27 protein-coding genes and 1 pseudogene are annotated in these 25,047 nt (G+C 62.1%); 10 read left to right on the top strand and 18 right to left on the bottom strand.

The window, feature by feature from the left end:
* Positions 1–467 precede the first annotated feature (467 nt).
* Positions 468–989 carry a copper chaperone PCu(A)C gene (locus tag J6524_RS34470; protein WP_225678360.1) on the bottom strand — a complete coding sequence of 174 codons (522 nt, stop codon included), beginning with the start codon at positions 987–989 and terminating at the stop codon, positions 468–470.
* A gap of 388 nt (positions 990–1,377) precedes the next feature.
* On the opposite strand from J6524_RS34470, the gene J6524_RS34465 reads away from it, so the two are divergent.
* From J6524_RS34465 to J6524_RS34455, 3 genes are read left to right on the top strand one after another with little or no spacing between them, the layout of a single operon-like run.
* The gene (locus J6524_RS34465) at positions 1,378–2,478 is read left to right on the top strand and encodes a transporter (RefSeq protein WP_225678359.1); all 1,101 of its coding nucleotides are present in this window, start codon (positions 1,378–1,380) and stop codon (positions 2,476–2,478) included.
* A 57-nt stretch (positions 2,479–2,535) separates the two neighbouring features.
* Positions 2,536–2,829 (top strand): type II toxin-antitoxin system RelE family toxin, encoded by a 294-nt coding sequence (locus tag J6524_RS34460; protein ID WP_225678358.1) that lies wholly within the window; start codon positions 2,536–2,538, stop codon positions 2,827–2,829.
* On the top strand, positions 2,826–3,074 hold the full coding sequence (locus tag J6524_RS34455; protein WP_225678357.1) for a type II toxin-antitoxin system Phd/YefM family antitoxin: 249 nt from the start codon (positions 2,826–2,828) through the stop codon (positions 3,072–3,074). Before J6524_RS34460 ends, J6524_RS34455 begins: the two co-directional genes overlap by 4 nt.
* A gap of 110 nt (positions 3,075–3,184) precedes the next feature.
* On the opposite strand, the gene J6524_RS34450 is transcribed toward J6524_RS34455, so the two are convergent.
* Positions 3,185–4,882, bottom strand: a complete 1,698-nt coding sequence (locus tag J6524_RS34450; protein ID WP_225678356.1) for a methyl-accepting chemotaxis protein — start codon at positions 4,880–4,882, stop codon at positions 3,185–3,187.
* A gap of 214 nt (positions 4,883–5,096) precedes the next feature.
* Between J6524_RS34450 and J6524_RS34445 the strand changes: the two genes are divergently transcribed.
* On the top strand, positions 5,097–5,417 hold the full coding sequence (locus tag J6524_RS34445) for a hypothetical protein (RefSeq protein ID WP_225678355.1): 321 nt from the start codon (positions 5,097–5,099) through the stop codon (positions 5,415–5,417).
* Here J6524_RS34445 and J6524_RS34440 read toward each other — a convergent pair.
* The 7 genes from J6524_RS34440 to J6524_RS34410 form a co-directional block, all read right to left on the bottom strand.
* The gene (locus tag J6524_RS34440; RefSeq protein WP_225678354.1) at positions 5,414–6,055 is read right to left on the bottom strand and encodes an arylsulfatase; all 642 of its coding nucleotides are present in this window, start codon (positions 6,053–6,055) and stop codon (positions 5,414–5,416) included. The genes J6524_RS34445 and J6524_RS34440 overlap by 4 nt on opposite strands.
* Before the next feature lie 163 nt (positions 6,056–6,218).
* On the bottom strand, positions 6,219–6,581 hold the full coding sequence (locus tag J6524_RS34435; RefSeq protein ID WP_225678353.1) for a DUF1428 domain-containing protein: 363 nt from the start codon (positions 6,579–6,581) through the stop codon (positions 6,219–6,221).
* Between the two features lie 153 nt (positions 6,582–6,734).
* Complete coding sequence (locus J6524_RS34430; protein ID WP_225678352.1) at positions 6,735–7,469, bottom strand: DUF899 domain-containing protein; 735 nt, start codon at positions 7,467–7,469, stop codon at positions 6,735–6,737.
* A 16-nt stretch (positions 7,470–7,485) separates the two neighbouring features.
* A complete protein-coding gene (locus tag J6524_RS34425; RefSeq protein ID WP_225678351.1) occupies positions 7,486–7,947 on the bottom strand; it encodes an SRPBCC family protein in 462 nt (153 codons plus the stop codon).
* Entirely contained in the window at positions 7,830–8,276 is a 447-nt protein-coding gene (locus J6524_RS34420; RefSeq protein WP_225678350.1) for an ArsR/SmtB family transcription factor, read from the bottom strand. The genes J6524_RS34425 and J6524_RS34420 overlap by 118 nt, the downstream gene beginning before the upstream one ends.
* A 152-nt stretch (positions 8,277–8,428) precedes the next feature.
* On the bottom strand, positions 8,429–8,683 hold the full coding sequence (locus J6524_RS34415) for a DUF3551 domain-containing protein (protein ID WP_376712115.1): 255 nt from the start codon (positions 8,681–8,683) through the stop codon (positions 8,429–8,431).
* Positions 8,684–8,766: 83 nt separating this feature from the next.
* Positions 8,767–9,744, bottom strand: coding sequence for a Bug family tripartite tricarboxylate transporter substrate binding protein (locus J6524_RS34410; RefSeq protein WP_225678349.1), 978 nt, complete (start codon positions 9,742–9,744; stop codon positions 8,767–8,769).
* Between the two features lie 153 nt (positions 9,745–9,897).
* On the opposite strand from J6524_RS34410, the gene J6524_RS34405 reads away from it, so the two are divergent.
* On the top strand, positions 9,898–10,317 hold the full coding sequence (locus J6524_RS34405; RefSeq protein WP_225678348.1) for a VOC family protein: 420 nt from the start codon (positions 9,898–9,900) through the stop codon (positions 10,315–10,317).
* Between the two features lie 210 nt (positions 10,318–10,527).
* A complete protein-coding gene (locus tag J6524_RS34400) occupies positions 10,528–12,108 on the top strand; it encodes an AMP-binding protein (protein WP_225678347.1) in 1,581 nt (526 codons plus the stop codon).
* A gap of 159 nt (positions 12,109–12,267) precedes the next feature.
* Here J6524_RS34400 and J6524_RS34395 read toward each other — a convergent pair whose 3' ends face one another.
* The 4 genes from J6524_RS34395 to J6524_RS34380 form a co-directional block, all read right to left on the bottom strand.
* Positions 12,268–13,560, bottom strand: a complete 1,293-nt coding sequence (locus tag J6524_RS34395; protein WP_225678346.1) for a cytochrome P450 — start codon at positions 13,558–13,560, stop codon at positions 12,268–12,270.
* A gap of 206 nt (positions 13,561–13,766) precedes the next feature.
* On the bottom strand, positions 13,767–14,864 hold the full coding sequence (locus J6524_RS34390) for an HD-GYP domain-containing protein (protein WP_225678345.1): 1,098 nt from the start codon (positions 14,862–14,864) through the stop codon (positions 13,767–13,769).
* A gap of 316 nt (positions 14,865–15,180) precedes the next feature.
* Positions 15,181–17,463 (bottom strand): xanthine dehydrogenase family protein molybdopterin-binding subunit, encoded by a 2,283-nt coding sequence (locus tag J6524_RS34385; protein WP_249789763.1) that lies wholly within the window; start codon positions 17,461–17,463, stop codon positions 15,181–15,183.
* Positions 17,460–17,951 (bottom strand): (2Fe-2S)-binding protein, encoded by a 492-nt coding sequence (locus J6524_RS34380; RefSeq protein WP_225678343.1) that lies wholly within the window; start codon positions 17,949–17,951, stop codon positions 17,460–17,462. The genes J6524_RS34385 and J6524_RS34380 overlap by 4 nt, the downstream gene beginning before the upstream one ends.
* 339 nt (positions 17,952–18,290) lie before the next feature.
* Here J6524_RS34380 and J6524_RS34375 point away from each other — a divergent pair, with 339 nt between their 5' ends.
* The 3 genes and pseudogenes from J6524_RS34375 (at position 18,291) to J6524_RS34365 (ending at position 20,149) form a co-directional block, all read left to right on the top strand.
* A complete protein-coding gene (locus tag J6524_RS34375; protein WP_225678342.1) occupies positions 18,291–19,079 on the top strand; it encodes an alpha/beta fold hydrolase in 789 nt (262 codons plus the stop codon).
* Positions 19,076–19,420, top strand: coding sequence for a hypothetical protein (locus J6524_RS34370; RefSeq protein WP_225678341.1), 345 nt, complete (start codon positions 19,076–19,078; stop codon positions 19,418–19,420). The genes J6524_RS34375 and J6524_RS34370 overlap by 4 nt, the downstream gene beginning before the upstream one ends.
* A 58-nt stretch (positions 19,421–19,478) precedes the next feature.
* Positions 19,479–20,149 (top strand): annotated as a pseudogene (locus J6524_RS34365) (dienelactone hydrolase family protein).
* Between the two features lie 172 nt (positions 20,150–20,321).
* On the opposite strand, the gene J6524_RS34360 reads toward J6524_RS34365, so the two are convergent.
* The 4 genes from J6524_RS34360 to J6524_RS34345 form a co-directional block, all read right to left on the bottom strand.
* Positions 20,322–21,329 carry a Bug family tripartite tricarboxylate transporter substrate binding protein gene (locus tag J6524_RS34360; RefSeq protein ID WP_225678340.1) on the bottom strand — a complete coding sequence of 336 codons (1,008 nt, stop codon included), beginning with the start codon at positions 21,327–21,329 and terminating at the stop codon, positions 20,322–20,324.
* 309 nt (positions 21,330–21,638) lie between these two features.
* Positions 21,639–22,382 carry a polysaccharide biosynthesis/export family protein gene (locus J6524_RS34355; RefSeq protein WP_225678386.1) on the bottom strand — a complete coding sequence of 248 codons (744 nt, stop codon included), beginning with the start codon at positions 22,380–22,382 and terminating at the stop codon, positions 21,639–21,641.
* Between the two features lie 251 nt (positions 22,383–22,633).
* The gene (msrA, locus tag J6524_RS34350; RefSeq protein ID WP_225678339.1) at positions 22,634–23,290 is read right to left on the bottom strand and encodes a peptide-methionine (S)-S-oxide reductase MsrA; all 657 of its coding nucleotides are present in this window, start codon (positions 23,288–23,290) and stop codon (positions 22,634–22,636) included.
* Between the two features lie 126 nt (positions 23,291–23,416).
* Entirely contained in the window at positions 23,417–23,734 is a 318-nt protein-coding gene (locus J6524_RS34345) for a hypothetical protein (RefSeq protein WP_225678338.1), read from the bottom strand.
* A 371-nt stretch (positions 23,735–24,105) separates the two neighbouring features.
* Here J6524_RS34345 and rpsT point away from each other — a divergent pair, with 371 nt between their 5' ends.
* Positions 24,106–24,372 carry a 30S ribosomal protein S20 gene (rpsT, locus tag J6524_RS34340; RefSeq protein ID WP_225678337.1) on the top strand — a complete coding sequence of 89 codons (267 nt, stop codon included), beginning with the start codon at positions 24,106–24,108 and terminating at the stop codon, positions 24,370–24,372.
* Between the two features lie 21 nt (positions 24,373–24,393).
* Here rpsT and J6524_RS34335 read toward each other — a convergent pair whose 3' ends face one another.
* On the bottom strand, positions 24,394–24,615 hold the full coding sequence (locus J6524_RS34335) for a hypothetical protein (protein WP_225678336.1): 222 nt from the start codon (positions 24,613–24,615) through the stop codon (positions 24,394–24,396).
* Positions 24,616–25,047 lie beyond the last annotated feature (432 nt).

Here is a 25,047-nt window from a genome sequence, read left to right as displayed (position 1 = left end):
TTCCGAGCGAAAAATCTAAACCAAAGCTTGCTGCGATGTCGCTAATCCGCAGGCAAGGTCGTTGTCTCATTCGACGGCACGCGCTGTCTGCGGCAAGGCCGAAGGAGCCCTGCTTGAGCAGATGACATCCTGCGAGCGACCCTCAGCCGAAATAAGGGACGCACTGCTGCCCTCATGCGCGGCGGCGGGGATCAGCAACGTGCAGGCACAATAGGCCAGCCCGATACCGAGCAGCGAAGCGGACAAGACCGCGGCGACGGACTGCAAACCAACTGACTTTGCTTGCGGTGAAGATTGCGCCATGCCCGAAGCAGCGAGCGACATTTGACTTGAGCTGGACACCGATCAGCATCCCCAATGAAGGATCTCGAGTTCGAAGACATGCCGTCGCCGACAGCGACGGCGCGTTGTTTCAATCCTCTTCTGGTCAGCTCCTCGCTAGTCCGGCGCGAGGCAGCGTGATCGCGCTAATGGTGCTTGTGCGCACTGTTGACGCCGCTGACTGCGGCTCCGGCATTTTCCTCGACGTTGTAAATGATGTCGACCGGCCCGGCCTTCTCGAACACCAGCGTCCCCTTGATCTTCTGGCCGACCTGCAGCGGCTCCTTGAGGCCGAGCAGCACGATGCGAAGCGCGCCGGGCTTCAGCTCCACGGTCTTGCCGGGCTTGATCTCGATGCCGTTGGCGACCGGACGCGTCTTCGCCATGCCGTCGACGTCGACGATCTCGTGCACCTCGATCTGGCTTGCCACGGGCGACGAGCCGCCGATCAGGCGATCGGTCGTCTTTCCCTTGTTGGTGATGGTGAGATAGCCGCCAGCGATGTTGGCATCCTTTGGGGTCGGACGCGACCAGGGGTGACCGATGTCGATCGCACCGACCTTGTACTCATGCGCCGGCGCGTCGCTCACCATGAGCACACATGTTGCGACAAAGACGAAAATGGCCGTTGTGACAAACACAAAGAAATCTCTAACGATGGCAGTCATAATGTCCTACTCCGATACGCGCGCTGGACCGTAAGGCATGTAGTGAAGCAATCGGACGTGATTGCGGCTGGTGCTCGCCCTGATTGAGGCCAGTGCTGGACGCGATTGCGACGATCGCATCGCAACGCGAAAAGCTCTCGGACGCACAACCAGCAATTGGACACGCCCGCTTCGCCATTCGCTCAACATGTGACAGCCACACAGATGCCGCTCCCGCGATAATGGCTTCGTTTTTCCGCTTAGCTTCCGTCGCGAGCAGGCCGCGCTTCTCGCACGATCCAGTCAATCTCGCGCCCGATTGCGATGGCTAATCGCCGGACAGTGAGTACAGGGGGCGTATGTGTGCGCGTATCGTGTAAGGCCGGTGGCCGGCATCTTTTTATCCGTTATGCTTTTTCTTGCAGCTCCTGCAGAAGCGCATCATCCTGGCGGCGGCGGCAATACCGGTAGCGGCGGCCCTATCAACACCATCTCCGCCGACACGCTCTCCGAAGGACTGATCGCCGCATCGATCCGCTACGAATTCATCCGGTTGGGTCAGCTCAGCGACGCCGATCTGCTCGCCGCAGCGAGCCGCGGCACGCACGCACATTCGCTTCGCTCGCTCGACAGCGTTTCGCTTTCGGTCGCCTACGGCATCACCAACGACCTGACGGTTGCGGTTCGCGCGGCCGGCGTGCGTCGCACGGGTATCAGCGAACCCGCCGAGGACATGCTGAGCGGCGGCCATATGGGCATGATGAATTCAAGCGACATGAACAGCCTGATGAGCCCGGACGGCATCAACCGCCGCGGCAACTCGGCAGGCTTCGGCGACGTGACCATGCTCGGGCAATATCGCTTCCACAACAACGCACAGACCGGAACGTCGGCCGCCGTGCTGTTCGGCTTCAAGGCGCCGACCGGCAGCACCAGCCAGCGCGACGCCTTCGGCCAGCTCTTCCAGGCCGAGTTTCAGCCGGGCTCGGGCTCTTGGGACGGACTGATCGGCGCCGCCTTCACCAAGCGCACGGGACGCTGGTCCTTCGACGTGAGCGGTCTTTACTATCTGATCAGCACGGGCACACAGAACACCAATCTCGGCGACCGCTTCCTGTTCGGCACCGCGGTGTCCTATCGCCTGGTCGGCCCTGTCGGCTCAGCGAAAGAGGTGGAGCTGCACGAATACTGCATGCAGCCGCGCAACCAGCTGCAAGAGCATTGCCTCTATCACGCCAATCACGACCATAGCGACATGAAGAAGACGCCCTACACGCTCGACCTCGTGCTCGAGCTCAATGGCGAGTGGCACGACAAGCAGCGCATCGCCGGCATTGCCGATCCCAATTCCGGGGGCACCACGGTCTATCTTTCACCTGGCGTCCGCATCGGCGTCGATCGTTTCTCAGGCTTCGTGTCGTTCGGCGTGCCCGTTATCAACCAGCACAACGGCGTTCAATCCAAGCCGGATTACAGGATCCTCACCGGGATCGGCGCGCGGCTGAATTAAGGTTCGGCGTTCTCACCGTTTGACCTGGGGGGCTATTCTGGCTATAATTTGGCCAGAATGCCGTTCGTCATTGTAGTCGCGCCGGAAGCTGTCGAAGACCTCAAGAGGCTGACGGCAAATGTTCGAGCTACGGTGCGGGCCGCGATCGAGACGCATCTGCGGCATGAGCCCGGAAAAGTGAGCCGCAGCCGGATTAAATGGCTGCGAGGATTACGCCACCCGCAATATCGGCTGCGTGTAGACGACGTGCGGGTGTTTTATGATGTTTCCGGCACGATCGTCGAAGTTTTGGCGATCGTAGCCAAATCGGAGGCCGAGTCATGGCTCGCACAGTTCGGAAATCCGGAATGAAGGAAGTCCCTTTGTCCGAAGTGAAGGACGACCTGTCCCGGTTTCTTCGTGAGGCGGAGACTCAGGAAATCGTCATAACCCGTCATGGTAAACCGGCGGGCGTACTGATCGGATTCGAGTCGGAAGAGGACTGGTTCGAATACCGTCTCGAACACGACCCACGCTTCCTGCGCCGCATCGAACAGGCGCGCAGCAGCTTGAGCGCCGGACGTGGCATAAGGCTCGAGGACATCGAACAGGAATAGTCGTCGAAGGTGCGCGCAGGTTAGATTAGCTATCCTCCGATGCGCTGATAAAGTCGGATCGTTGAGCCGGCGTCAATAAGCAGGATTTTAGGCATACTTGCGCCGGACCGTCAGGCCACGCGGATGTTGCTGAGGAATTTGCCGGTCTCGGTCTCGAGCTGCTCGGACTGCGAGGTGAGCTGGGCTGCGGCATTCAGGACGAGGGTTGCGGAAGCGTCGACTTGGCTCGAAGCTTCGCGTACGCCCGCGATGTTCTGCATCACTTCCTGCGCGCCCTGCGCCGCCTGCTGAACGCTGCGGGCAATCTCCCTCGTCGCCGCGCCCTGCTCCTCGACCGCCGCGGCGATCGAGCCGGTTATCTCGTTCATCTGCCCGATCGTGGTGCCGATTTCGCGGATCGCCTCGACGGTCGAGCCGGTCGCATCGCGGATTTCCTGGATCTGGCTGGTGATCTCGTCGGTCGCCTTCGCGGTCTGCGACGACAGCGCCTTGACCTCGTTGGCGACGACTGCGAAGCCTCGCCCGGCCTCCCCCGCGCGCGCGGCCTCGATGGTCGCATTCAAGGCCAGCAAATTCGTTTGTCCCGCGATGGTCTGGATCAGCGCCATGACCTCGCCGATCTTTTGCGAGGCTTCGACCAGGCGGCCGACCATAGCCTCGGTCCGGTTCGCCTGTCCGACCGCGTTCTGTGCAATCGACGAAGACTGGGTAACCTGGCGCGCGATCTCCTGGATCGAGGACGACAGCTCCTCCGCCGAGGCCGCGACGGTCTGGACGTTCGACGCTGTCGTCTCGGCGGCCGCCGCGACCCTGGCGCTCTGATCGGTGGTGCCGACCGCGACCTTGGACATCGAGGAGGCAGAATTCTGCAGCTCGTCAGCGGCGGTGGCGGTGCCCCGGATCACCCCACCGATGCTGCGCTCGAAATCGTCGGCGATGCGAGACAGAACTGCCTGCCGCTCCTCGGCGGAGCGCGCCTTGATTGCCTCCTGCTCGCTACGGAGCTGCGTGCTCTCAACCAGATGATCCCTGAAGACCTGCAGGCTGCGCGCGATCCGGCCGATTTCGTTGCTCCGGTCGACGAACGGAATCTCGGCCGCAAGGTTGCCCTTGGCCAGTTCATCCATCGCCGAACAGGTCTTGTTGAGCGGCACGACCAGGCCGCGGCCAAGCCAGAACGCAACGAATGCCGCGACGGCGAGGCCAGCGATACCCGCGATCCCAGCCCACATCATCCGGCGGAAGACCACAGCGTCGATATCGTCGACATAGGCGCCCGCCTGGAGCGCGAGCAACTTATCGCCCGAGCCAAAGGCGCCGACGTAGGAAACCTTGCGCAGTTCGGCACCGCCGGCCGATCGGGGTGACAGATATTCGACAAAGCCGCCGCCGGCGCGCGCGGTCCGGACGATGTCCTGGATCAAGAGCTTGCCGCTCTTGTCCTTGAACTCCCAGCGGTTGACGTTGATGTATTTGGGATTGGCATGCACATAGGTGACGCCGGCATCTGAGCTTCCTGTGCCGTAGACGCCGACATAGTCGGAATACTCGCCCCAGCGCATGGCGCTGATCGACGCAAAGGCCATCTGACGCGCTTGGTCCGCACTGATCCGGCCGGCCTTGGCCTCACCTTCATAATGGGCAAGGATCTTGATCGAGGCCTCAACCAGATTGCGAACCGTGGTCCGCCGCTCCTCCAGCACCGTATCGCGCAACACCAGGATCTGCAGGGCGGAGACCGCAACTAGCACAATCGTCAGCGCGGCAATGATCATCGCAAAACGCTGATAGACGCTGAGGTTACGCATGCCGCTTTCTCTTCCTGTTGGTTGAGAATTCGTACCAATACAACGTTAATCGACTGTTATCGGGTTGCGCTGACGGCCCGCAATGTCCGACCGCGAGAATCGGCGCTTGAAATGACGACGTCGCGGCGACACAATGGCATCCATCTTTCAAACGCGACGCGCCAATGATCCCCGCACCCAACGGAATCGCATGGTGCGGTAAGAGTGACCTATAATGGCTGAAGCCGATCTCGACATCGTCATCCGGCAAATTGCAAAAGCGCAGAACAAGAACCTGATCGCCGCCGTGAAGAAGCGGCGCGACCAGATCATGGCCCGTGCCGCCAAGGCAAAGGACAAGGAAACACGCGACCGCTTCCGGCTGATCGCCAGGAGCACGATGGAGCTCGGCACGGCCGCCGCCAGGCGGCTGCAGAATTCGGCGGAGAACACCGCCGATAGCTACGCCCGGGCCATCAGGAACGCGGCCGAGGAAGCAGCCGCAGCGGCGGCGAAAAGGACTTCGAAGAAGCCGGCCAAGACGAAGGAAGCCTAGCCGTCTTCGACGCCCAGCATCTTCTTCAGCTTCTGCACCGCGCTGTCGGGCGTGGTGAGAACCGGCCGCCCGGTCGCCTCGCTGACAGCATCGGCGGCCGGTGCCAGGCTATACTGGGCGAGCGCAATCAGGTCGCAGTCGCGCAAGTCCTTTGATGCTTCCACCACCAGCCTGTCGTGGGTGGCGCGGTCGTCGCGATCAAGCGCGGCCATTGCGCCTTCCGCCAATTTCGGCACCAGCTCGACCTGCGGCGGAAACTCCGGCGGCATCGAGACCAGCGTCGGCGGAAACGTCGACAGCAATCCAATCTTCTTACCGCGCGCGACCGCCTGCTCGATCATCGCCTCGTTCGGCTTGAGCACCGGCATCGGGGCGTGTGCGCGTGCGACCGCCTCGATGCAGGGACCGAACGCCGAACAGGTGAACAGGATCGCATCCGACCCGGTGCCGGCCGCGTAGCGCCCGAGCTGCAGGAAACGCTCGGTCATCGCCTCGGTGAGCCCGCCGTCGCGCGCCAGATCAGACGAGAGGCTGTCGTCGAGCAGATTCATCAGGCGCGCCTCCGGCCAAAGCCTCGCGAACGAAGCTTCGATCGGCACAATCGAATGTTTCAGGGCGTGGATCAGGGTGATGCGCATGGCGGATCAGTCTGACGGCGGCGCGGCCGCTGTCAACCCGCGGCGTCGGGCTTCGGCTTGGATGCAACCGCTCTGGCGATGCTGCAATGTGGCGCTGACGAGAATCGACGGCCGACGCCGGCAATTCCATCGCGCGGCGTACGGCCGATAGAGCGCCCTTGCGCTAGACTTTCACGAGACTCTCGAAACCGCCATAGATCATTCGCTTGCCGTCGAACGGCGGCTTCGATTTCGGATCCATCATCTCTCCGAGCCGCGGGTCCGCCATCACTTTGGCGTTGATCTTGTCGCGCTGGGCGCGCGACCTGTAAGTGATCCAGGCGAACACGACAGTCTCGCCCGGCTTCAGCTTGACGCTGCGCGGGAACGAGGTGAACTTGCCGACCTTGACGTCCTCGGCAACCCATTCACGATAATCCAGCGCGCCGTATTCGCGCCAGATCTTCCCAGCCTTCTTCGACAGGCGGGAATAGGCTTCGAGATTTTTCTTCGGTACGGGGACTATGAAGCCGTCGACATAGGGCATTCGGTTTTCCTCTTGTTCTTTAGCGTCGCGCGAACGCTTTCAGTCATTCCGGGATGGCCCGAAGGACCAGACCCGGAATCTCGAGATTCTCAGGTGCGCAATTGCGCACCATAGTTCGATGCTTTGCATCGCCCCGGAATGACGGTAACTGATTCAGCTATGACAACAAGATGCCTGAACTGGCGTGGACTGGTATTGGTCACGTAGCCGCACCCAGTCCATCGGATAGGGCAGGCCTTCCTCATGACGGCCGAGCGGGGTGAGGTCGAGATAATGGTAGGCGGCGTTCATCATGTCGAGGCCGCGGGCGTAGCAGGAATAGGTGTGGAAGATGTTCCCGGCCTCATCGCGATAGAACACGCTGATCCCCGGCGCCTCCTCGCCCCCGAAGGCTGTGGTGCCGAAATTATAGTGACCGCCCGCCTCGATCTGCTCCGGTGTGAATGAAACGCCGAAATCGTAGTTGAAATCGTTGCCGCCGGACGACAGCCAGTCGAAGGTCCAGCCCATCCGCCGCTTGAATGTATCAAGCTTCTGTAGCGGCGCGCGCGAGATTCCGACCATCGTGGTATCGCGTGCGGCAAGGTGCGGGATCATACGCTCGAACCCGTCGGCCCAGAACGAGCAGCTCTTGCAGGCTTCGTTCCAGTCGGGGGCGAACATCAGATGCTGCACCACGAGCTGGCTGCGTCCCTTGAACAGCTCGCCAAGCGACACCTTGCCGCCGGTGCCGTCGAACACATAGTTCTTGTCGACCTTCACCCAAGGCAGCGCGCGGCGCTGCTCGGCGAGGCGATCGCGGGCGCGCGTGAATTCCTTCTCGTGCGCCATGTGGGCCTTGCGGGCTTTTATCCATTCCTCACGGGAGACGATGTCGTGCGGCTGCATGGCTTCCTCCCGCAGCTTAAGCGAGGAGCTTTTCGAGTTGCGCGAACAGCTCGTTCCAGCCCTTCGCGTGATTGTCGCGCGCGGCCTCGTCGAAGAACTGTTCGTGGGTGAAGATCATCAGCGCGCCTGCGCCGTCGGGCTTGATCGACACCGTCACCAGCGACTCGCGCTCGGGCGTCGAATGCCAGGCCCAGCTGAACACCAGCCGCTCGTTTGGCACCACTTCGCGATAGACGCCGCCGACCTCGTAGTGCTCGCCGGATTCGTCATCAAAGCTGACACGGTAGCGGCCGCCGATACGCACGTCGAGATCGGCGCAGAGCGAGCCGGGCTTGGCTTTCGGCGTGCCGAACCAGGCGATCAGCTTTTCCGGGTCGGTCCACGCGGCCCAGACTTTTTCCGGCCGCGCGCGGAAGCGGCGCGTGAGGGTGAGGCTGGGACGCTCGGCGAGGGGCTGGGCGGCTGCGGTTTGGGCCATGATTCTTCCTCCAGAAGGGCGGCAAGGCGGTCAAAACTTTCGGACCAGAAGCGCCGGTAGCGATTGAGCCACTCCATCGCCTCCTCCATCGGCTGGGCGGTCAACCGGCACGCCACCGTGCGGCCGGTTTTTTCGCGCGCGATCAGGCCGGCGTCCGACAACACATCGAGGTGCTTCATGATCGCCGGCAGCGACATCGAAAACGGTTGCGCCAGTTCGCTGACCGACAGGCTTTCACGATTCCCAAGCCGCGCCAGGAGCGCGCGCCTGGTCGGATCGGAAAGCGCGGCAAAGGTACGATCGAGAGTGTCTTCCTGATACTTAACCATATGGTTTAGTATAGACGCAAAAAGAACGCCGTCAAGCCGGCGTTTGCATCACGTGTTTGAGAGTTCTGACAAAGGCCCGATGGCCGGATCATTCCGCGCGAAGGTCTTTTGCACGTCAGTCCGGCCACCTGTGACGAATTTGCGAGACGCGGTCAATAATCCCGATAAATGCGCATCCGCCGCTGCTCCCCATAGGCGAAGCGCGGATTGACGCCGCAGTACAACGCCCGTCCGGACGCCGACGCCATGCACTGGCCATAGGTCGCATAGGAGCAGTCACCGGGAACGCCGATGCCGCGGCCCTGCAGGCAGTAGGGATAATCATAGGCTGCCGCCGGCGAGCTGCCGGCGGCGGTGGCAACTGTCGCTGCCGACAGTGCTAATAGTGCAAACATCGCATTGCGCATCATTGATCTCCTTCACGTGACGCAAAAGCCGCGTCGCCTTTGCCATTGAACACCGCGGCTCCTGTGTTGTTCCGTGATCTAGATCACTGCACCTTCTCTACCTTGGCTTCCTCGATGACCTTCTTCCACTTCTCGGTCTCGGCCACAATCATCTTGCCAAACGCTTCCGGCGGGCCAATCAGTGGTTCGCCGCCGAGATCGGTTAGCCTGGCCTTGATCGCGGGCTCGGCGAGGATCTCGTTGATCTCCTTGTTCAGCTTGGCGATGACTTCCTTCGGCGTATTCTTCGGCGCACCGACGCCGAACAGCGCGCTCGCCTCGTACCCTGGAACGGTATCGGCGAGGACCGGTACATCGGGCAGCAGCGGCGACTTCGCTGTGCTGGTCACCGCCAGCGCTCGCACCGAACCGGCGCGAACATGCTGGAGGATGGAAGGCATGTTGTCGAAGATTAGCTGGACCTGCCCGCCGAGCAGATCGGTGATCGCGGGCGCGGCGCCGCGATAGGGCACGTGCTGCATCTTGAGCCCCGTCATCGCCATGAACATTTCGCCGGACAAATGCACGGAGGTGCCGTTGCCCGATGAGGCCAGGTTCACCTTGCCGGGATTGGCTTTCACATAGGCGATGAACTCGGCGACCGTCTTGGCCGGAACGTCCTTGTTGACCGTCATCACGTTCGGCACGCGGTTGAATGCGGCAATCGGCGCAATGTCACGAACGACATTGAACTTCAAATTGGCGTAGAGCGTGGCGTTGATGTAGTTCGCGGGATTGACCAGCAGCAGGGTATAGCCATCCGGTTCCGCATTGATGACGGATTCAGTCGCGATATTGTTGCCGGCGCCAGGCTTGTTCTCGATTACGAATTGCTGGCCGAGCCGCTCGGAAAGCCGCTGGCCGATCAGGCGCGCAATGATGTCGGTGGCGCCGCCCGGGGGATATCCGACGACCCATTTCACCGGCCGGGTCGGATAATCAGCCGCCGAAACGCTGCCGATCGAAGCGGCCGTGGAAAGGCCGATCACGGCCAGACAAATCGCGGTGCGACGTGAAATCATAAAGCATTCTCCTTGGAGGCCGGGGTTCAGAGCCCGGTCCGTTTCTATTGAGGCGCGGTTCTATTGAACCGCACGCGGGCCGCGTTGTAACAAACAAACCCCGGTGCGGCCAGTGCGACACAGGCGCTGCGGACCGCGACGAAAGGATAAGACATGGCTGTCAGGGTTAACGCACTCGATCATCTCGTGATCAATGTGTCCGACGTGGCGCGTTCCACTGAATGGTATCGGAGGATCCTTGGCATGGAGGTCAAGGTGTTCGATCCCGGTCCAGGCAAGACGCCGCGGACCTCGCTGGTGTTCGGCAACCAGAAGATCAACGTGCGGCCGCGCGACGCCGACAAGGTCGAGTGGTTCACCGCCGATCACGAGACCGCCGGCAGCGACGATCTTTGCTTTTTGACGTCAAGCACGCCGGACGAAGTGGTGGCGCACCTGAATGCCAATGGCGTCAAGATCGAGGAAGGCCCGGTCGAGAAGCAAGGCGCCCGCGGCACGCTGCGCTCGGTCTATTGCCGGGATCCGGATGGAAGCCTGATCGAGATTTCGTCGTATGAAGGGAATGGAGACTAAGGCACCGGCCCCTCCCCGTCATTGCGAGCGAAGCGAAGCAATCCATCGCACGGCATAACGGATGGATGGAATGCTTCGTCGCTGCGCTCCTCGGCAATGACGCGGATGGAGTCCCGCCAAATCCTGATTTGCCCATCGCGCCATCCGGTGGCAGAACTACTCCCAAGCAAGAAACCAGAAGCCGCCACAACGCGGCACGGGAGGAAGTCCATGTCAATTTCACAGGCAGCGCCGGGCATTGTCGGACCATTCGCAGGGCTTGACGTGCCGTGGCTGCTGCGCATGCGCGCCGACAGCCGCCGCAACCATCCGTTCCTGATCTGGGCGCCGTTCGAGGGTCCGGCGCGCAGCTGGTCCTACGGCGAATTTCACCAGCGCGTCGGGCAGCTTTCCGCGGGCCTCGCCAAGCGCGGTGTGAAGCCGGGCGAGTATGTGCTGATCCATCTCGACAATTGCATCGAAGCCATGCTCGCCTGGTTTGCCTGCGTCGAGCTCGGCGCCATCGCGGTCACCACCAACACCCGCTCGGCGGCAGCCGAGATGGAATATTTCGCAGGCCATTGCGGCGCGGTCGCCGCCATCACCCAGCCGGCCTATGCCGAATTGATCGCGGCCAATTGCCGGGATCTGCGCTGGATCGCCGTTATCTCGCACGATGCGGGCAGCGCTGCTGCGCAAAGCGTGTCGCGCGGTGACAGCTTCGAAGCATTGTTTGCCGACAGCGCCGACCGGCCGCGTCGCGCCACCGACCCGTTCGCGCCGTGTAGCGTGCAGTACACTTCAGGCACCACGTCGCGTCCGAAGGCCGTGTTGTGGACGCATGCCAATGCGCTATGGGGCGCCAAGATCAACGCCGCGCATGAAGACCTGCATGCGGGCGACGTGCATCAGACCTATCTGCCGTTGTTTCATACCAATGCGCTGGCCTATTCAATGCTGGCGACGCTGTGGGTCGGCGCTTCCTGCGTGATCCAGCCGCGCTTTTCCGCGAGCCGCTTCTGGAATGTCGCTCTCGAGCACAACTGCACCTGGACCTCGACAATCCCATTCTGCATGAAGGCGCTGCTGGAGCACGAGGTTCCGAAGGACCACAAGTTCCGCCTGTGGGGCACCGCGGTATCCGAGCCGCCGGCCTTTGCCGCGTTCGGCGTCAAGGTGATTGGCTGGTGGGGCATGACCGAGACCATCACCCACGGCATTGTGGGCGAAGTCGACCAGCCCAACATCCCGATGTCGGTGGGACGTGCCGCGCCGGAATATCAGATCCGTGTCGTCGAGGACGACGGCACGCCGACTGATGTCGGCGGCACCGGCAACCTGCTGATCAAGGGCATTCCCGGCCTGTCGCTGTTTGCCGAGTACCTGCATAACGAGAAAGCCACCCGCGAAAGCTTTGACGAGCACGGCTATTTCATCACCGGCGACCGCGTCACGCTGCTGGAGAACGGCTTCATCCGCTTCGGCGATCGCACCAAGGACATGCTCAAGGTTGGCGGCGAGAACGTCGCGGCGTCCGAGATCGAGCAAGTGATTGCGCTCGTGCCCGGCGTGCGCGAAGCCGCCGTGGTGGCGAAGAAGCACCCGATGTTGGATGAAGTGCCCGTCGTGTTCATCATTCCACAGGCCGGCGTCAAGGGCGCACCGCCCGATCTGCATGATGCCGTCATGGCGGCCTGCCGCAACGGGCTCGCCGACTTCAAGGTGCCGCGCGAGATTCATTTCGTCGACGACATGCCGCGCTCGACCTTGGAGAAGGTGGCGAAAGCAGAGTTGAGGAAGATGTTGGAGTGATGCTCCGCCGTCATTGCGAGCCAACGGGTCGCGCGAATGCGCGCCCGATGACAGGCTCCGCGAAGCAATCCATTGCGCGGCATAACGGATGGATGGATTGCTTCGTCGCCTCCCTCCTCGCAATGACTGGGATAGAGCGTGTTCAGTCCGTAGCAGCCATTAACCCACCTCGAACCTGATCGGCAGCTTCTTCGGGCCGTTTACAAAATACGCCTGCGTCATCTTCACTTCGCCGTCGAGCGCGATCGATTTCAGCCGCGGCAGCAATTCCTCGAACAGAATCCGCATTTCCAACTTGGCCAAATACTGCCCAAGGCAGAGATGCGCGCCGTAGCCGAACGCGACATGGCGGTTCGTCTTGCGATCGCAGCGGAACTGATATGGCTCCTCGAACACGTCCTCGTCGCGATTGCCGGACGCGTAGCACAGCATCAGCCAGTCGCCTTTGGCGATCTTGCGTCCGCCGAGTTCGGTGTCGGCCGTCGCCGAACGCATGAAATGCTTGACCGGCGTCATCCAGCGGATCGCCTCGTCGACCAGGCACGGAATCAGATCGGGATTGGCCTTCACTTTTGCGAATTGCGCGGGGTCCTCTGCCAGCGCCCAGATCGCGCCCGCGGTCGAGGATGACGTCGTGTCGTGGCCGGCAGTGGCGACGATCATGTAATAGCTGGTCGCGTCATGATCCGGCATGTAGTCGCCGCCGATCCTGGCGTTCGCAATGACAGTGGCGAGATCGTCGCGCGGGTTGCGGCGGCGATCCTCGGTGATAGCGCGGAAGTAGGCGCCGAAGTCAGTCACAACAGCCTGCATCATCACCGAGAACTGCTCCGACGTGAGCTTTTCCTTCATCCGCGCCGTATCGGGATCCTGCGGGCCGAACAGCTCCTGCGTCAGCCTCAGCATGCGCGGCTCGTCCTTCTCGGGTACGCCGAGAATTTCCATGATGACGTGCAGGGGATAGCCGAGCGCGACATCCTCGACGAAATCGCACCTTCCGCCCTTCTCCAGCATGCGCTGCATGGTGGCCCGCGCGATCTCGCGGACGCGGCCCTCGAATTTCCCGAGATTGGCGGGCATGAACCAGCCCTGGGTCAGCGCGCGGTATTTCGGATGATCGGGCGCATCCATCTGCACCAGCGAGCGTACCAGATTGGGGCCGCCGGTGATCTTGCGGACGCGCTCCTCCACCGCCCGGTTCGTCAGCGTGGTCGGACGATCAGCATTGTGGAACAGCTCGTTCTGGCGGCTGACGGCCTGGATATGCGCGTGTTTAGTCACGACCCAGAACGGGTCGAAGCCTTCAGGTCTGGCAACACCGAGCGGATTGTTGGCGCGCAGCCAGCGGTAGCTGTCGTGGATGCGATGGTCGGCATAGGCGGTCGGATCGACCAGTGTCGCCGCAATGTCGGCGGGGATGTCGAGGTCGCTTGAGGTCGCTGTCGTGTCCATGGATTTCCTGCCAGCGATCGTTGGTCATCAGTCGAATGCCGATGATCTCAGATCCCTAGCGAGCAGCAAAGTCACATGCTTGCGTTGAGCGGCTACTCTGTCTTCCGTCATTGCGAGCGCAGCGAAGCAATCCATAGCGCCGCAAGCCGAACCATGGATTGCTTCGTCGCTAACGCTCCTCGCAATGACGGCGGAGACTGCAGCGATCAATAATACCCGAACGCCACCGGGCGGAAGGCGTGCAAGAGATGCTGGTCGAGCTTGTCGCCCATTTCTTCCATCATGCCGAAGGCACGGGCATGGGTGAACTGCAGGCGATAGGCGCGCTTTTCGACGAGCGCAGCATAGATATCCACGATCGTGGTCAGCCGCACGATATCGCTGATCTGCTTGCCGCTGAGGCCGTTGGGATAGCCGGTGCCGTCGAGATATTCGTGGTGATGCAGCACCACGTCGAGCATTTCGGGCGGGAAGCCGCCTTGCGCGGCGAGCGCCTCATAGCCGCGGCGCGGATGCTGGCGCATCTCCTCCATTTCTTCCAGGGTCAGCGGGCCCGGCTTGTCCAGGATCGCCACCGGAATGAACGCCTTACCGACGTCGTGCAGCAGCGCCGCGCGGGCGAGACGGCGCTGGTCGTCCTCGCGCATGCCAAGATGCTGCGCATAGGCGACCGCAAAGCCGGTGACGAAGAGACAATGACGATAGCTGCCAGTATGGTGACAGCCGACCGTCGTCAACCATTCGCGCAACGACGAATGCTTGATCGCCTTGAGGATCTTGTTCTCGGCCTCGACAATATCGGAGAATTTCAGGGGAACGCCGGCCGGAAGCTTCTCGAAGATCTTGACCATGATGGCATGCGCCGCCTCGACGCCGCGGTTGAGGGCCTTGCCGCGATCGGTCTCGTCAAAGCCGTCGCTGTCCGGAAAGGCAGCGCGAATGCGCTGCAGGATGCCCTGCGCGTCGAACGGCCGCGCGATGGTGTCGGTGGCGCCGAGCGCCCAGGCCTGCATCGATCCGTGGTGGAGCGCATCGGCCAGCACGAACAGCCGCGGCATCTCGCGATAGGCTTCGGCGCGCAGCTTGTTGCGCACGAGCTGCACGCTCTCGGCGGAGCGCAGGTTGATGTCAACGACGATGCCGGCGAGATCGCGTTCCGGTGCGTCGGGAATATCAGATGTCGCGATGGTGTCGACCTGGCCGACCGAGCGCAGGATGTCAGCGAGTTCGCTGCTGTGATCGCTCCGATCCGAAGCCAGCAGCAGCCGGCGCCTGGTCGAAGTCTTGTTGGTTGCCGTTGCCATGAAACCCCAGACCCCTAGCGGTGATGACGTACAACCGAGGCTAGCGGATAAGGGGTTCCTCGGGGCTTAAGACGTATCGTAAAGGCCGACTACCTTAACCGCTAAAATTTGAGCGATCTGGTTTGTGATGCACCGCACTCCATAGCTGTCATCATCCGCGAAGGCGGATGATCCAGTACGCCGCGCCCCCAAACGATGGCAAGGGCCGCGGCGTACTGGATGCCCCGCCTCCGCGGGGCATGACAGCGGTGGCAGATAACAAATCCGCCGGGACGTAGCCCCGGCGGATTATTCATTAACTGAAGACGCGCTCGTCTTACGCCTTCATGTTCGCCTTAACCGCTTCCGCCGTGATCGGCAGCGAGCGAATGCGCGCGCCGCAGGCGTTGAAGATGGCGTTGCCGATCGCCGGCGCGACGACAGTGACCGCCGGCTCGCCGACGCCGGTCGGCTTGTCGCCGTTGGCGATGACGTTGACGGCGATTTCCGGCGTCTGACTCATCCGCAACGGCGTGTAGGTATCGAAATTGGTCTGTTCGATACCGCCGTCCTTCAGCGTCGCCTTCTCATACATGGCGAGCGAAAGGCCCCACAGCGCCGCGCCCTCGACCTGGGCGCGGATGTTGTCAGGGTGCACCTGCATGCCGACATCGGTGGCGACCGTCAGCTTCTTGACCTTGACCTCGCCCGAAGGCGCCACCGCGACATGGGCGACGCAGGCGGTCCAGCTTGCCGTGTTACGCTCCTGCGACGAGACGCAGGCGATGCCCATGCCCTCGCCCTTCGGCAGCTTGGTGGTGCCGTATCCGGCCATACCCATCGCCGCCAGGAGGGTGTTGCGCAGACGCTGCGCGCCACCGTCGTTCTTGCCTTTGCCGTCCAGTAGCGCAATGCGATACTGGGCGGGGTCTTGTCCGGCTGCATGGGCGAGTTCGTCGATCATGCTTTCGACTGCCCAGAAGGTCCAGCCCGGCGCCACCGAGCGCAGCTGACCTGACGGCGTCGCGGTGTGCGCCAGCTCGTTCTTGATCGCGCGGACATTGTGATTGGGCACGGAATAGAAGAAGTCCGCGCCATTCACGGTGAACGAGTCGAGCGGCCCCTTCTTGTCGACCGATGGCGTCAGGAAATCCGGGATTCCCCAGCGCGCAGTCGGCCAGGCCGAGACCACATCGTGATTGAGCGCGATCAGCTTGCCGTCAGCGTCCAACCCGGCTTTCACCTTCTGGTAGGTCAGCGGGCGCGAATAGTCCATGGTCATATCGTTTTCGCGCGAGTAGATGACCTTGACCGGCTTGCCGACAGCCTTCGCCGCCTGCACCGCCGGCACCATCATGTCGGCATCGAGCCGCCGGCCGAAGCCGCCGCCGAGCCACATCTGGTGCATCACGACGAACTTCGGATCGATCCCGGCCGCTGCGGCCGCGATCGCCCCGGTGCGCGTCGCAAACTGGTTGCCGGAATAGATGTGCAGGATGTCGCCCTTGAACTCGGCGGTCGCGTTCATTGGCTCGAGCGGCGCGTGGATGTTGATGCTGGTGGTGTATTCGGACTCCAGCACCTTGGCCGCGGTCCCGAAGGCCGCCGCCGTATCGCCGTCCTTGACGAAGAACTGCCCGGAATCGTCGAGCGCCTGCAGCCGCTTGGCTTCGTCGAGCAAAGACTGGCTCGTCAGCTGGGCGTTCGGCCCATTGTCATAAGTGATCTTCAGCGCGTCCGCCGCCTTGCGGGCGTTGGCATAGGTATTGGCCACCGCCACCACCCAGCCGGTCGTGCTGCCGGTCTTGTCGTCGAGCGTCACCGCCTTGATGAAGCCCGGCACCTTCTTTGCAGCGGAATCGTCGACCAACTTCACGGTCGCGCCATAGCGTATCGGCGGAGTGACGATCTTGCCGTAGACCATGCCCGGCAGCATGACATCGATGCCATATTTGGCCGTGCCGTTGACCTTCGGGGGAATGTCGAGCTGCGGCACCGACACGCCGATCATGGTGTACTGATCGGGCGTCTTCAGCTTGATCGCCTTGAGCTCATCCGGCGTGAAGGCCTTGGTGATCTTGCCGCTCTTGACGATCTCGGCAAAGCTCATCGACTTCTTCGACTTCGGATGCAATACAGTGGAGCTACGCACCACCAGTTCGCCGGCCGGCACGCCCATGATGCCGCTTGCTGCTTCTGTCAATGCGATCCGCCCCGCGGCGCCCGCGCGGCTCATGGCATCGAAATTCATCATCGTGCTCCAGCTTCCGCCCGTGATCTGCGCCCCCAGCACCGGGTCGTTGAACTTCGGATCGTTGGACGCAAGTTGCACCCGCATGTCCTTCCAGTTCGAGCCGAGCTCTTCGGCAACGATCTGTGCCATGGTGGATGCGATGTGCTGGCCCATGTCGGCCTTGCCGCAGGTGACGGTCACGATGCCGTCGGGCGCGATCGAATACCAGACCGACGGTTCGAAATTGGAGGGCGCGGCAAGCGCCCCATCAATGCCAGGAACCGCGGCATAGCCGAGCACGAGGCCGGTGGCGGCCGAGCCGACCAGGAACGAGCGGCGGCTGAGATCGGTGGGTGCGCGCTCGGTGACGTTCACGTGCTTATTCATGTGGCCCTCCGTTCGGTACGGGCGTTGGAGGCGGTACGCATTTCGGATGCGGCGCGCATGATCGCCTTCTGAATGCGCGAATAGGTCATGCAACGGCACAGATTGCCGTCCATATGCGCGATCACTTCATCCTTGGTGGGGTTGGAATTCTTGGAGAGCAGGGCTGCCGCCTGCATGATCTGGCCGGACTGGCAGTAGCCGCATTGCGGCACCTGTTCGGCGATCCACGCCTTCTGCAGCGGATGATCGCCCTTGGCGGAAAGCCCTTCGATGGTGGTGATCTTTTTCCCGACGGCGTCGCTGACCATGGTCTGGCAGGAACGGACGGCTTCGCCGTTGACGTGAACCGTGCAGGCGCCGCAGAGACCTGCGCCGCAGCCGAACTTCGTACCCGTCATCTGCAATTGCTCGCGGATCACCCAGAGCAGCGGCGTATCGCCAGCCGCCTCGACGGACATATTCCGTCCATTGATATTGAGATTTGGCATCGCGTCTCCCCTTCCGGTGTTGGAAGCCGCTTACGGCGGCGTTCTCACTTTTGGGTATGGCCGGCACCCACCGGGTCGAATGCCGGTCGGCGGGCAGAATGGTACCGAACTTTCCCGGAGGCAATCCAATTTGGAATCGTTCGAAGAGAACAACATTTTGGACGCGCTCCTTGTGCGCTGCGGCAAGGCTTTGTCATGGGATTGTCAATCGAGCGCGCGAGCCGCGCGCACGCGCCCTTCCGTTTCCGCATTTCATATTCCCTGATGGATCGCGCTAGGATGCCGGCCGCAGTGGCGGCGTGGGCCGGAATTCGCGTGAGTTGCTTTGGGAAATCGAGCGTGCCGACAATCGATCGCGACGGGGTCAATATCTACTACGAGGTTCACGGCGCCGGCTCACCGCTGTTGCTGACCCACGGCTATTCATCGACCAGTGGGATGTGGCAGGGCCAGATCGAGGCCTTGTCAAAGCACCACAAGCTCGTGCTGTGGGACATGCGCGGCCACGGCCAGTCCGATTATCCCGATGATCCCGCGGCCTATAGCGAAGCGCTGACGGTGGCCGACATGGCCGCGCTGCTCGACGCCGTCGGCGCCAAGCAGGCGATCGTCGGCGGGCTCTCGCTTGGCGGCTACATGTCGCTGGCGTTCTATCGCGCTCATCCGGAGCGCGTGCGCGCGCTCTTGATTATCGACACCGGGCCGGGCTTCAAGAAAGACGAGGCTCGCGAGGTCTGGAACAAGCGCGCGCTCGACACCGGCGACCGCTTCGAGCGCGAGGGACTGGAAGTTTTGAAATCGGCCAGCCGCGAGCGCTCCAGCGTCACGCATCGCAGTGCGTCGGGGCTGGCGCGCGCCGCGCGCGGCATGCTGATCCAGCGCGATGCCCGCGTGATCGAATCCCTGCCCGATATCAAGGTGCCCTCGCTGATCGTGGTCGGCGCCGACGACACACCGTTCCTCGCTGCCACCGACTACATGGCCGCCAAGATTCCCGGCGCGCAGAAGGTGGTGATCCCGGCCGCCGGCCACGCTGTCAACATCGACCAGCCGCAGGCCTTCATCGACGCCGTGCTGCCGTTCCTCGACAGCCTCGAAGCCACGGCGAGAAAGAAAGCCGCGTCATGAAGACAGCCGTTGTAGGCTTTATGGTGATCGCTGGCATCGTCACGCAAGCTGCCGCACAGCAGCTGCCGCCGATCGGCGGCCCTTACCCGCCGCCTTTCACCGAGACGCTGTCGAACAACATCCCGCTGGCGTTCGGCATGGATGCCAATGAGGCCGCGCACGCGCTCGGCGTCCCGCTCAATTATGTTCGTGGCCGGCCCGGTGAAGAGATATTCCTCGCATTCCGCAACATCGGCGGCAGCGGATTGTTCTACAAGAAGGACCGCCTCTATCTGCTATTCCGCAAGGGCAGGCTGGCCGGATGGAAGGGCGACTGGGGTCACAATTGGATGTGGCAATAGTCGCAAGATATCCTCGTGCCAAACGACTTCGTGCAACTCGAACGCAAATGGATGACCCGTGGGACAGGATATCAAACTGACGGCTTCGGACGGCTTCAAACTCGGCGGCTATCGCGCCGATCCCGCCGCGCACCAAAGGCGGCCATCGTGGTGATCCAGGAGATTTTTGGTGTCAATCACCACATCCGCTCGGTGTGCGACCGGCTGGCCTGCGAAAGCTATGTCGCGATCGCGCCTTCGATCTTCGACCGCATCCAGCCGAACTTCCAGAGCGGCTACTCGCCGGATGAGGTTGCAAATGCGCGCAAGTTCATCGCTAGTCCCGATTGGCCCGCGATGCTGCGCGACACCCAGGCCGCAATCGACGCGGTGAAGGATGTTGGCCCGGTCGGCATCATCGGCTTCTGCTTAGGGGGCAGCATCGCCTATGCGGCGGCGACCAAGCTGTCCGGGCTATCAGCCGCGGTCGGCTATTATGGCGGTGCCGTCGTGCGCTTTGCCGACGACAAGCCGCAAGTGCCGACACAGCTGCATTTCGGCGAAAAGGATGCCGGCATTCCGCTGACGGATGTCGAGACCATCAAGGCCAGGCGGCCGGAGGTCGAGGTCCATATCTATCCCGGTGCGCAGCACGGCTTTCACTGCGACGAGCGCGCCAGCTACGACAAGGCCAGCGCCGAGATCGCCTGGCCACGCAGCTTGGCGTTTTTCGCGAAGCATTTGAAATAGCGAAACTCGTCATGCGCGGGCTTGCCGCCTCCGCTAAAGCTTCGGCGCGCCGCACGGGATTGCCGCGGCGAAGCCTTGGGCGTAGTCGGGACCCGCGCATCCATCAAGAAGATTTCTTGAAGAGGGATGGATTGCCGGGTCAAGCCCGGCAATGACAAACCCTCTCTCCGCTTCACTCGCCCTTGACGCCGGTAGCCTTCACGACATCGGCCCATTTCGCGTGGTCGCGACGCAGGGCTTTCTCGAAGTCTTCCGCCGATCCACCCACCGGGATAAGGCTGAGCGTCTCGATCCCGGCAACGCCCTCGGGCGAGGCGATGATGCGGGCGAGTTCATCCGAAAGCTTCTTCACGATCTCCTTGGGCGTTGCGGCGGGTACGAACACGCCAAGCCAGCCTTCGATCTCAAAGCCGGGATAGCCGAGTTCGGCCATCGTCGGCACGTCAGGCAGCGCCTTCCTGCGCTTTTCGCCGCCGACCGCCAGCGCCCGGAGCTTGCCGGCCTTGATTTGCGCGCTCGCCGTTGTCAGGTCCTGAAACGCTGAGGTCACCGTGTTGGCGAGCAGGTCGTTGGTCAGCGGAGCCGAACCACGGTAGGGGACGTGGGTCATGTCGATATCGGCGACCTTCTTGAGGAGTTCGCCATAGAGATGTGAGGTCGTGGCGTTGCCAAAGGTGCCGTAAGGCTTACCAGGATTCGCCTTGGCATAATCGATCAGCTCCTTGACCGACTTGATCGGCTGCTGTTCGGGGACCACCAGAACGATGGTCGACAGAGCGATCTGGGTAACCGGCGCGAGATCCTTGAAGACGTCGTAGGGCAGCTTCGAAACGAGGCTCGGCGCCTGGATGATCTGCGTGATGCCGATCAGCACGGTGTAGCCATCGGGCTGCGCCTTGGCCACGTAATCATTGCCGACCACGCCGCCGCCGCCCGACTTGTTCTCGACCACGACGGTCGTCTTCCACGACTCCTGCAGCTTGTTGGCAAGCAAACGGGCCAGAACGTCGGTGGCGCCGCCCGCGGGATAGGGCACCACGAACGTGATGCGGCGGCTCGGATAAGGATCCGCCGCTGATGCCTGATGCGAGGAGGCACACAAGGCCGTCACGGCAATGGAAGCGAACAAGGCTACTGCAGTCGCCGCGCGCACCACGCTGACCGGCAAATGATAGTTCATGGTCATACTCCGGATTGCAGGCACTCTACCGGCAACCGGCGCGCCTCGATTCAACGACGCGGTTTCTACATCGCTGCAGCGCAAGATGGAACATGCTTTTGAACGCATTTCGCGCATAGCGCCAATTCACCGCACGTAAACGTCCGGACACGTGCGAAGCTGCAGTCTCGCCACTGCTGGTTAGACCGCTCACATAGCATCCGCGGTGACGCGCAACAGATGATGAATTTTCTTGGCCAAATGCGAGGCATTTGCCTGACGCAAATGCTCAAGGAGCCGTTCAAATAGGCGCTCGATGGAAGACGCGTTCTAGAACCAGCGCTCGCCAACGAGCACGGTATCGCCGGGACTAATTGGACTGGCGGGCGAGACGACGAAGCGCGAAGTTCCAGAGGCGTCGGTGTGGGTGATGGTGACGCGATCGCGGCGGGCGCGCGGCGAGAAGCCGCCAGCGATCGCCACCGCACTCTCGGCCGTCATATTGGGAACATAGGGATATTGCCCGGGTGCTGCGACCTCGCCGAGAATGAAGAACGGCCGGTACGCCTCGATCTCCACCGCGACAGATGGTTCCCTGATGAACCCGGCGCGCAGCTTTGCCGAAATCTCCGCCGCCAGTCCGGCCGTGGTGCGGCCGCGCGCCATCACCGAACCGATCAGCGGCATCGTGATCGAACCGCCGGCGCTGACCGCGTAGGTGTTGGTGAGCCCTTCCTGGCCGTAGACGACGACGCGCAGCTTGTCGCCGGCATCGAGATGATAGGCCCGGTCGTATCGCACAGGCGCGGGTTCGACATAGGCCGCGTGTGCCGCAGCGACGTCAGGCGGTGGCGATGCGGCGCGTGGCGACGCGGCGAAGGCGGCACGAAGCGCGCCGATGGCGCCGCCGGACTCAGCTGCGACCGCCTGCGGCGGTGGGCTGCCAGGCTGGCCATAGGCCATGGAATCGAGGTCGCCTTGCGGCGCGAAGGCAACCGGCCCGGTCGCGCGCATGCAACCCGACAGCGCGAGCGCGGTGATGATCGCAGTGATCGGTAGTCGAAACGCGCGCACAACCCGCACCCAGCCCATCCCCAAAGCGAGACAGGCTCTAGTCTTGCACCGGGTATGGTTAACAAAGAGTTTTTGCAGGGTCGGCTGGAAGGACTAGCACGGACGAGCTCCCTCGCCCCGCCCTTGCGGGGAGAGGGTTGGGGTGAGGGGCCTCTCTCCGCGAATGCGACTGCCGAGATACCTGTACCCCCTCACCCGCCGCGCAAGAGCGCGTCGACCTCTCCCCGCAAACGGGGAGAGGTAAGCAAGAGTCAGGCGGTCACACCGAGGCCGATAGGGCACGACACGCCGGTGCCGCCCAAGCCGCAATAGCCCGCCGGGTTCTTGGCGAGATATTGCTGATGGTAGTCCTCGGCGAAATAGAATTCACCCGATGGCGCAATCTCGGTGGTGATGGCGCCGAGCCCCCTTGCGGCGAGCGCCTTCTGATACACGCCCTTCGATTCCTCGGCGGCTTTGCGCTGCGCGTCACTGAACGTGTAAATCGCCGAGCGATACTGGGTGCCGACATCATTGCCCTGGCGCATGCCCTGCGTCGGATCGTGATTTTCCCAAAACGTCTTCAGGAGCTGCTCGTAGGAGATCTTCTTCGGATCGAACACGACCAGCACCACTTCGGTGTGACCGGTGCGGCCCGAACAAACCTCTTCATAGGTCGGGTTGGGCGTGTGCCCGCCGGCATAACCGACGGCGGTCGCATAGATGCCCTCACCAAGCTCCCAGAACTTGCGCTCCGCGCCCCAGAAACAGCCAAGACCAAACACCGCCTGCTCGAGGCCCGCGGGATAGGGCGGCTGCAACTTGCGGCCGTTGACGAAGTGCGTGGTGGCGGTCGGTATCGGGGTGGCACGGCCCGGCAGCGCTTCGGCTGCACTCGGCAACGCGGTGGATTTGCGCATGAACAACATGGGTACCTCCGGGCGGGGACAGCGGCGAGACGACGACGGTATCGCCGGTTGGACCTCTATATATGTCTTTACGCCCGTTGCCGCAGCCCTGTTACCCGCGCCCCGCGGACGGAAAGCCGGCCCCGGTCAGTCCCGCGAATAGCCGATCAGCGGCTTGCGCGGACGGAACAGGATCATCAAGAGAATGCCGACCACGCCCAGCACGGCAAAAACCGGCTGGTCCAGCAGCACCTTGATGACGCTGTTCCAGAGCCAGGGCGCGACACTCTCGACCCAGGTCCGGAACGCAAGCTGGCTGGACTGATGGACGTCGTTCCAGAACTGGCCAAACCGGGTGAACCGCAGGGTCTGGTCGGCAACGAACCTGGCCCCGTCATAGACCATGAAGACGAATCCGCCGGCCAGCAGCAGGAGGCCAATAAGCCGGAAAAAACCGCGGATCATGCGTCACCTTAGATATCTGTCGCCCCAGGCGGCCGTCAGGCCATACCGGGAGCCCCCCGGAAATTCAACCTCGTCAGCACCTTACGGGCCATTTTCACCCCTTCCCGGCCTGCCGGAGAGGGTGGAAAGCGTTGACGGTGCAGGACTCGCCCTCTATAAGACCCCCAATGGCGGCGGGCGCAATCCCGCCGCCGCTGTTCTTTGAGCAGCGCCGCTTACGGCTAGCATCTTGGCTTCCGTCCATGGCACCTCAAGAACGGCTTACGTCAGAACACCCTGGAAAACACAACCAGCGTCGATCACGCAATTTGAACGGCCGGCGCGCTCAAGCCCGACCACCCGAGCGACGACAGCCGAAGGATAGTTGAGATATGGCCAATACCTCTTCCGCCAAAAAGGCGACCCGCAAGATTGCCCGCCGCACCATCGTCAACAAGTCGCGTCGCACCCAAATGCGCGGCGCAGTCCGCACCGTTGAGGAAGCGATCAAGAGCGGTGATCGCGAGGCGGCACTGAAGGCGATGAAGCGCGCTGAACCTGAACTGATGCAGGCGGCTCAGCGCAACATCATTCACAAGAACAATGCGAGCCGGAAGGTGTCGCGCCTCACGCACGCGATCGCCAAGCTCGCGAAGTGAACTGATAGAAATATCCATTCATCAAAGCCCGGCTTCGCCGGGCTTTTCCTTTTTGATCATGTCACGCGAGCGCGAACGAAAATCCATTTCGTCACGAGCATGCGTGCTGTTGAATTCCAGACACACATCGAACCGCACGCGCAGGATCGACTGTGACAATTCAATTGTCTCATTGCTGAACGCCGGCTGCCGTGTCACATTTCTCGCACCCGTAATTTTACGAGGATGCGACTTGCTGCACATGCGCTGTCACGCGCATTGCGACAAGCGCGATCGCCAATGGCCGATCAATTCATCGCCGGTGTCATCACCGCCGCTCGGGTTACCCTGCAAAAGCAATCGCGAAAAACTTCGCTTCGCTAATCACTTATCCACATAGCGAGGACAAGCGTTTTGAAAATCGGTCCGGGTAACCACGATTGTAACGATTTCTTAAAAAATTTTGCGCGTGCAACGAAAACTGTCACGCATGTTGGCGACGCGGGATTCTGTACGGTGATTCAAAAACTTGGTGTGGAGTTTCGCAATTGCAGTGTTGCAACACCGACGGAGAGTCCCGGAACGACGTCGAATCACGGATTGTCAGAAATCGCGCTTGGTGTATTTGTTACTCGTTCGCGACGCTCAAGGCTCTCCTGACCAGCGCGGTATGAGACCCAAGAGCGGACGTGCAAA

It is taken from the genome of Bradyrhizobium hereditatis, from assembly GCF_020329435.1.
Classification (GTDB): Bacteria; Pseudomonadota; Alphaproteobacteria; order Rhizobiales; family Xanthobacteraceae; genus Bradyrhizobium; species Bradyrhizobium hereditatis.
This window is presented reverse-complemented; position numbering and strand designations above follow the sequence as displayed.

Coding starts and splice junctions, on each gene's coding strand:
- msrA (WP_225678339.1), bottom strand. CDS start 23,290: ATGTTGTTCATGCGCAAATCCACCGCGTTGCCGAGTGCAGCCGAAGCG.
- J6524_RS34360 (WP_225678340.1), bottom strand. CDS start 21,329: ATGAACTATCATTTGCCGGTCAGCGTGGTGCGCGCGGCGACTGCAGTA.
- J6524_RS34425 (WP_225678351.1), bottom strand. CDS start 7,947: ATGGCCCAAACCGCAGCCGCCCAGCCCCTCGCCGAGCGTCCCAGCCTC.
- J6524_RS34390 (WP_225678345.1), bottom strand. CDS start 14,864: ATGGCAACGGCAACCAACAAGACTTCGACCAGGCGCCGGCTGCTGCTG.
- J6524_RS34455 (WP_225678357.1), top strand. CDS start 2,826: ATGAAGGAAGTCCCTTTGTCCGAAGTGAAGGACGACCTGTCCCGGTTT.
- J6524_RS34385 (WP_249789763.1), bottom strand. CDS start 17,463: ATGAATAAGCACGTGAACGTCACCGAGCGCGCACCCACCGATCTCAGC.
- J6524_RS34400 (WP_225678347.1), top strand. CDS start 10,528: ATGTCAATTTCACAGGCAGCGCCGGGCATTGTCGGACCATTCGCAGGG.
- J6524_RS34440 (WP_225678354.1), bottom strand. CDS start 6,055: ATGCGCATCACCCTGATCCACGCCCTGAAACATTCGATTGTGCCGATC.
- J6524_RS34430 (WP_225678352.1), bottom strand. CDS start 7,469: ATGCAGCCGCACGACATCGTCTCCCGTGAGGAATGGATAAAAGCCCGC.
- J6524_RS34470 (WP_225678360.1), bottom strand. CDS start 989: ATGACTGCCATCGTTAGAGATTTCTTTGTGTTTGTCACAACGGCCATT.
- J6524_RS34445 (WP_225678355.1), top strand. CDS start 5,097: ATGGCTGAAGCCGATCTCGACATCGTCATCCGGCAAATTGCAAAAGCG.
- J6524_RS34380 (WP_225678343.1), bottom strand. CDS start 17,951: ATGCCAAATCTCAATATCAATGGACGGAATATGTCCGTCGAGGCGGCT.
- J6524_RS34420 (WP_225678350.1), bottom strand. CDS start 8,276: ATGGTTAAGTATCAGGAAGACACTCTCGATCGTACCTTTGCCGCGCTT.
- J6524_RS34465 (WP_225678359.1), top strand. CDS start 1,378: ATGCTTTTTCTTGCAGCTCCTGCAGAAGCGCATCATCCTGGCGGCGGC.
- J6524_RS34415 (WP_376712115.1), bottom strand. CDS start 8,683: ATGCGCAATGCGATGTTTGCACTATTAGCACTGTCGGCAGCGACAGTT.
- J6524_RS34345 (WP_225678338.1), bottom strand. CDS start 23,734: ATGATCCGCGGTTTTTTCCGGCTTATTGGCCTCCTGCTGCTGGCCGGC.
- J6524_RS34435 (WP_225678353.1), bottom strand. CDS start 6,581: ATGCCCTATGTCGACGGCTTCATAGTCCCCGTACCGAAGAAAAATCTC.
- J6524_RS34405 (WP_225678348.1), top strand. CDS start 9,898: ATGGCTGTCAGGGTTAACGCACTCGATCATCTCGTGATCAATGTGTCC.
- J6524_RS34410 (WP_225678349.1), bottom strand. CDS start 9,744: ATGATTTCACGTCGCACCGCGATTTGTCTGGCCGTGATCGGCCTTTCC.
- J6524_RS34460 (WP_225678358.1), top strand. CDS start 2,536: ATGCCGTTCGTCATTGTAGTCGCGCCGGAAGCTGTCGAAGACCTCAAG.
- J6524_RS34335 (WP_225678336.1), bottom strand. CDS start 24,615: ATGTGCAGCAAGTCGCATCCTCGTAAAATTACGGGTGCGAGAAATGTG.
- J6524_RS34395 (WP_225678346.1), bottom strand. CDS start 13,560: ATGGACACGACAGCGACCTCAAGCGACCTCGACATCCCCGCCGACATT.
- J6524_RS34370 (WP_225678341.1), top strand. CDS start 19,076: ATGAAGACAGCCGTTGTAGGCTTTATGGTGATCGCTGGCATCGTCACG.
- J6524_RS34450 (WP_225678356.1), bottom strand. CDS start 4,882: ATGCGTAACCTCAGCGTCTATCAGCGTTTTGCGATGATCATTGCCGCG.
- rpsT (WP_225678337.1), top strand. CDS start 24,106: ATGGCCAATACCTCTTCCGCCAAAAAGGCGACCCGCAAGATTGCCCGC.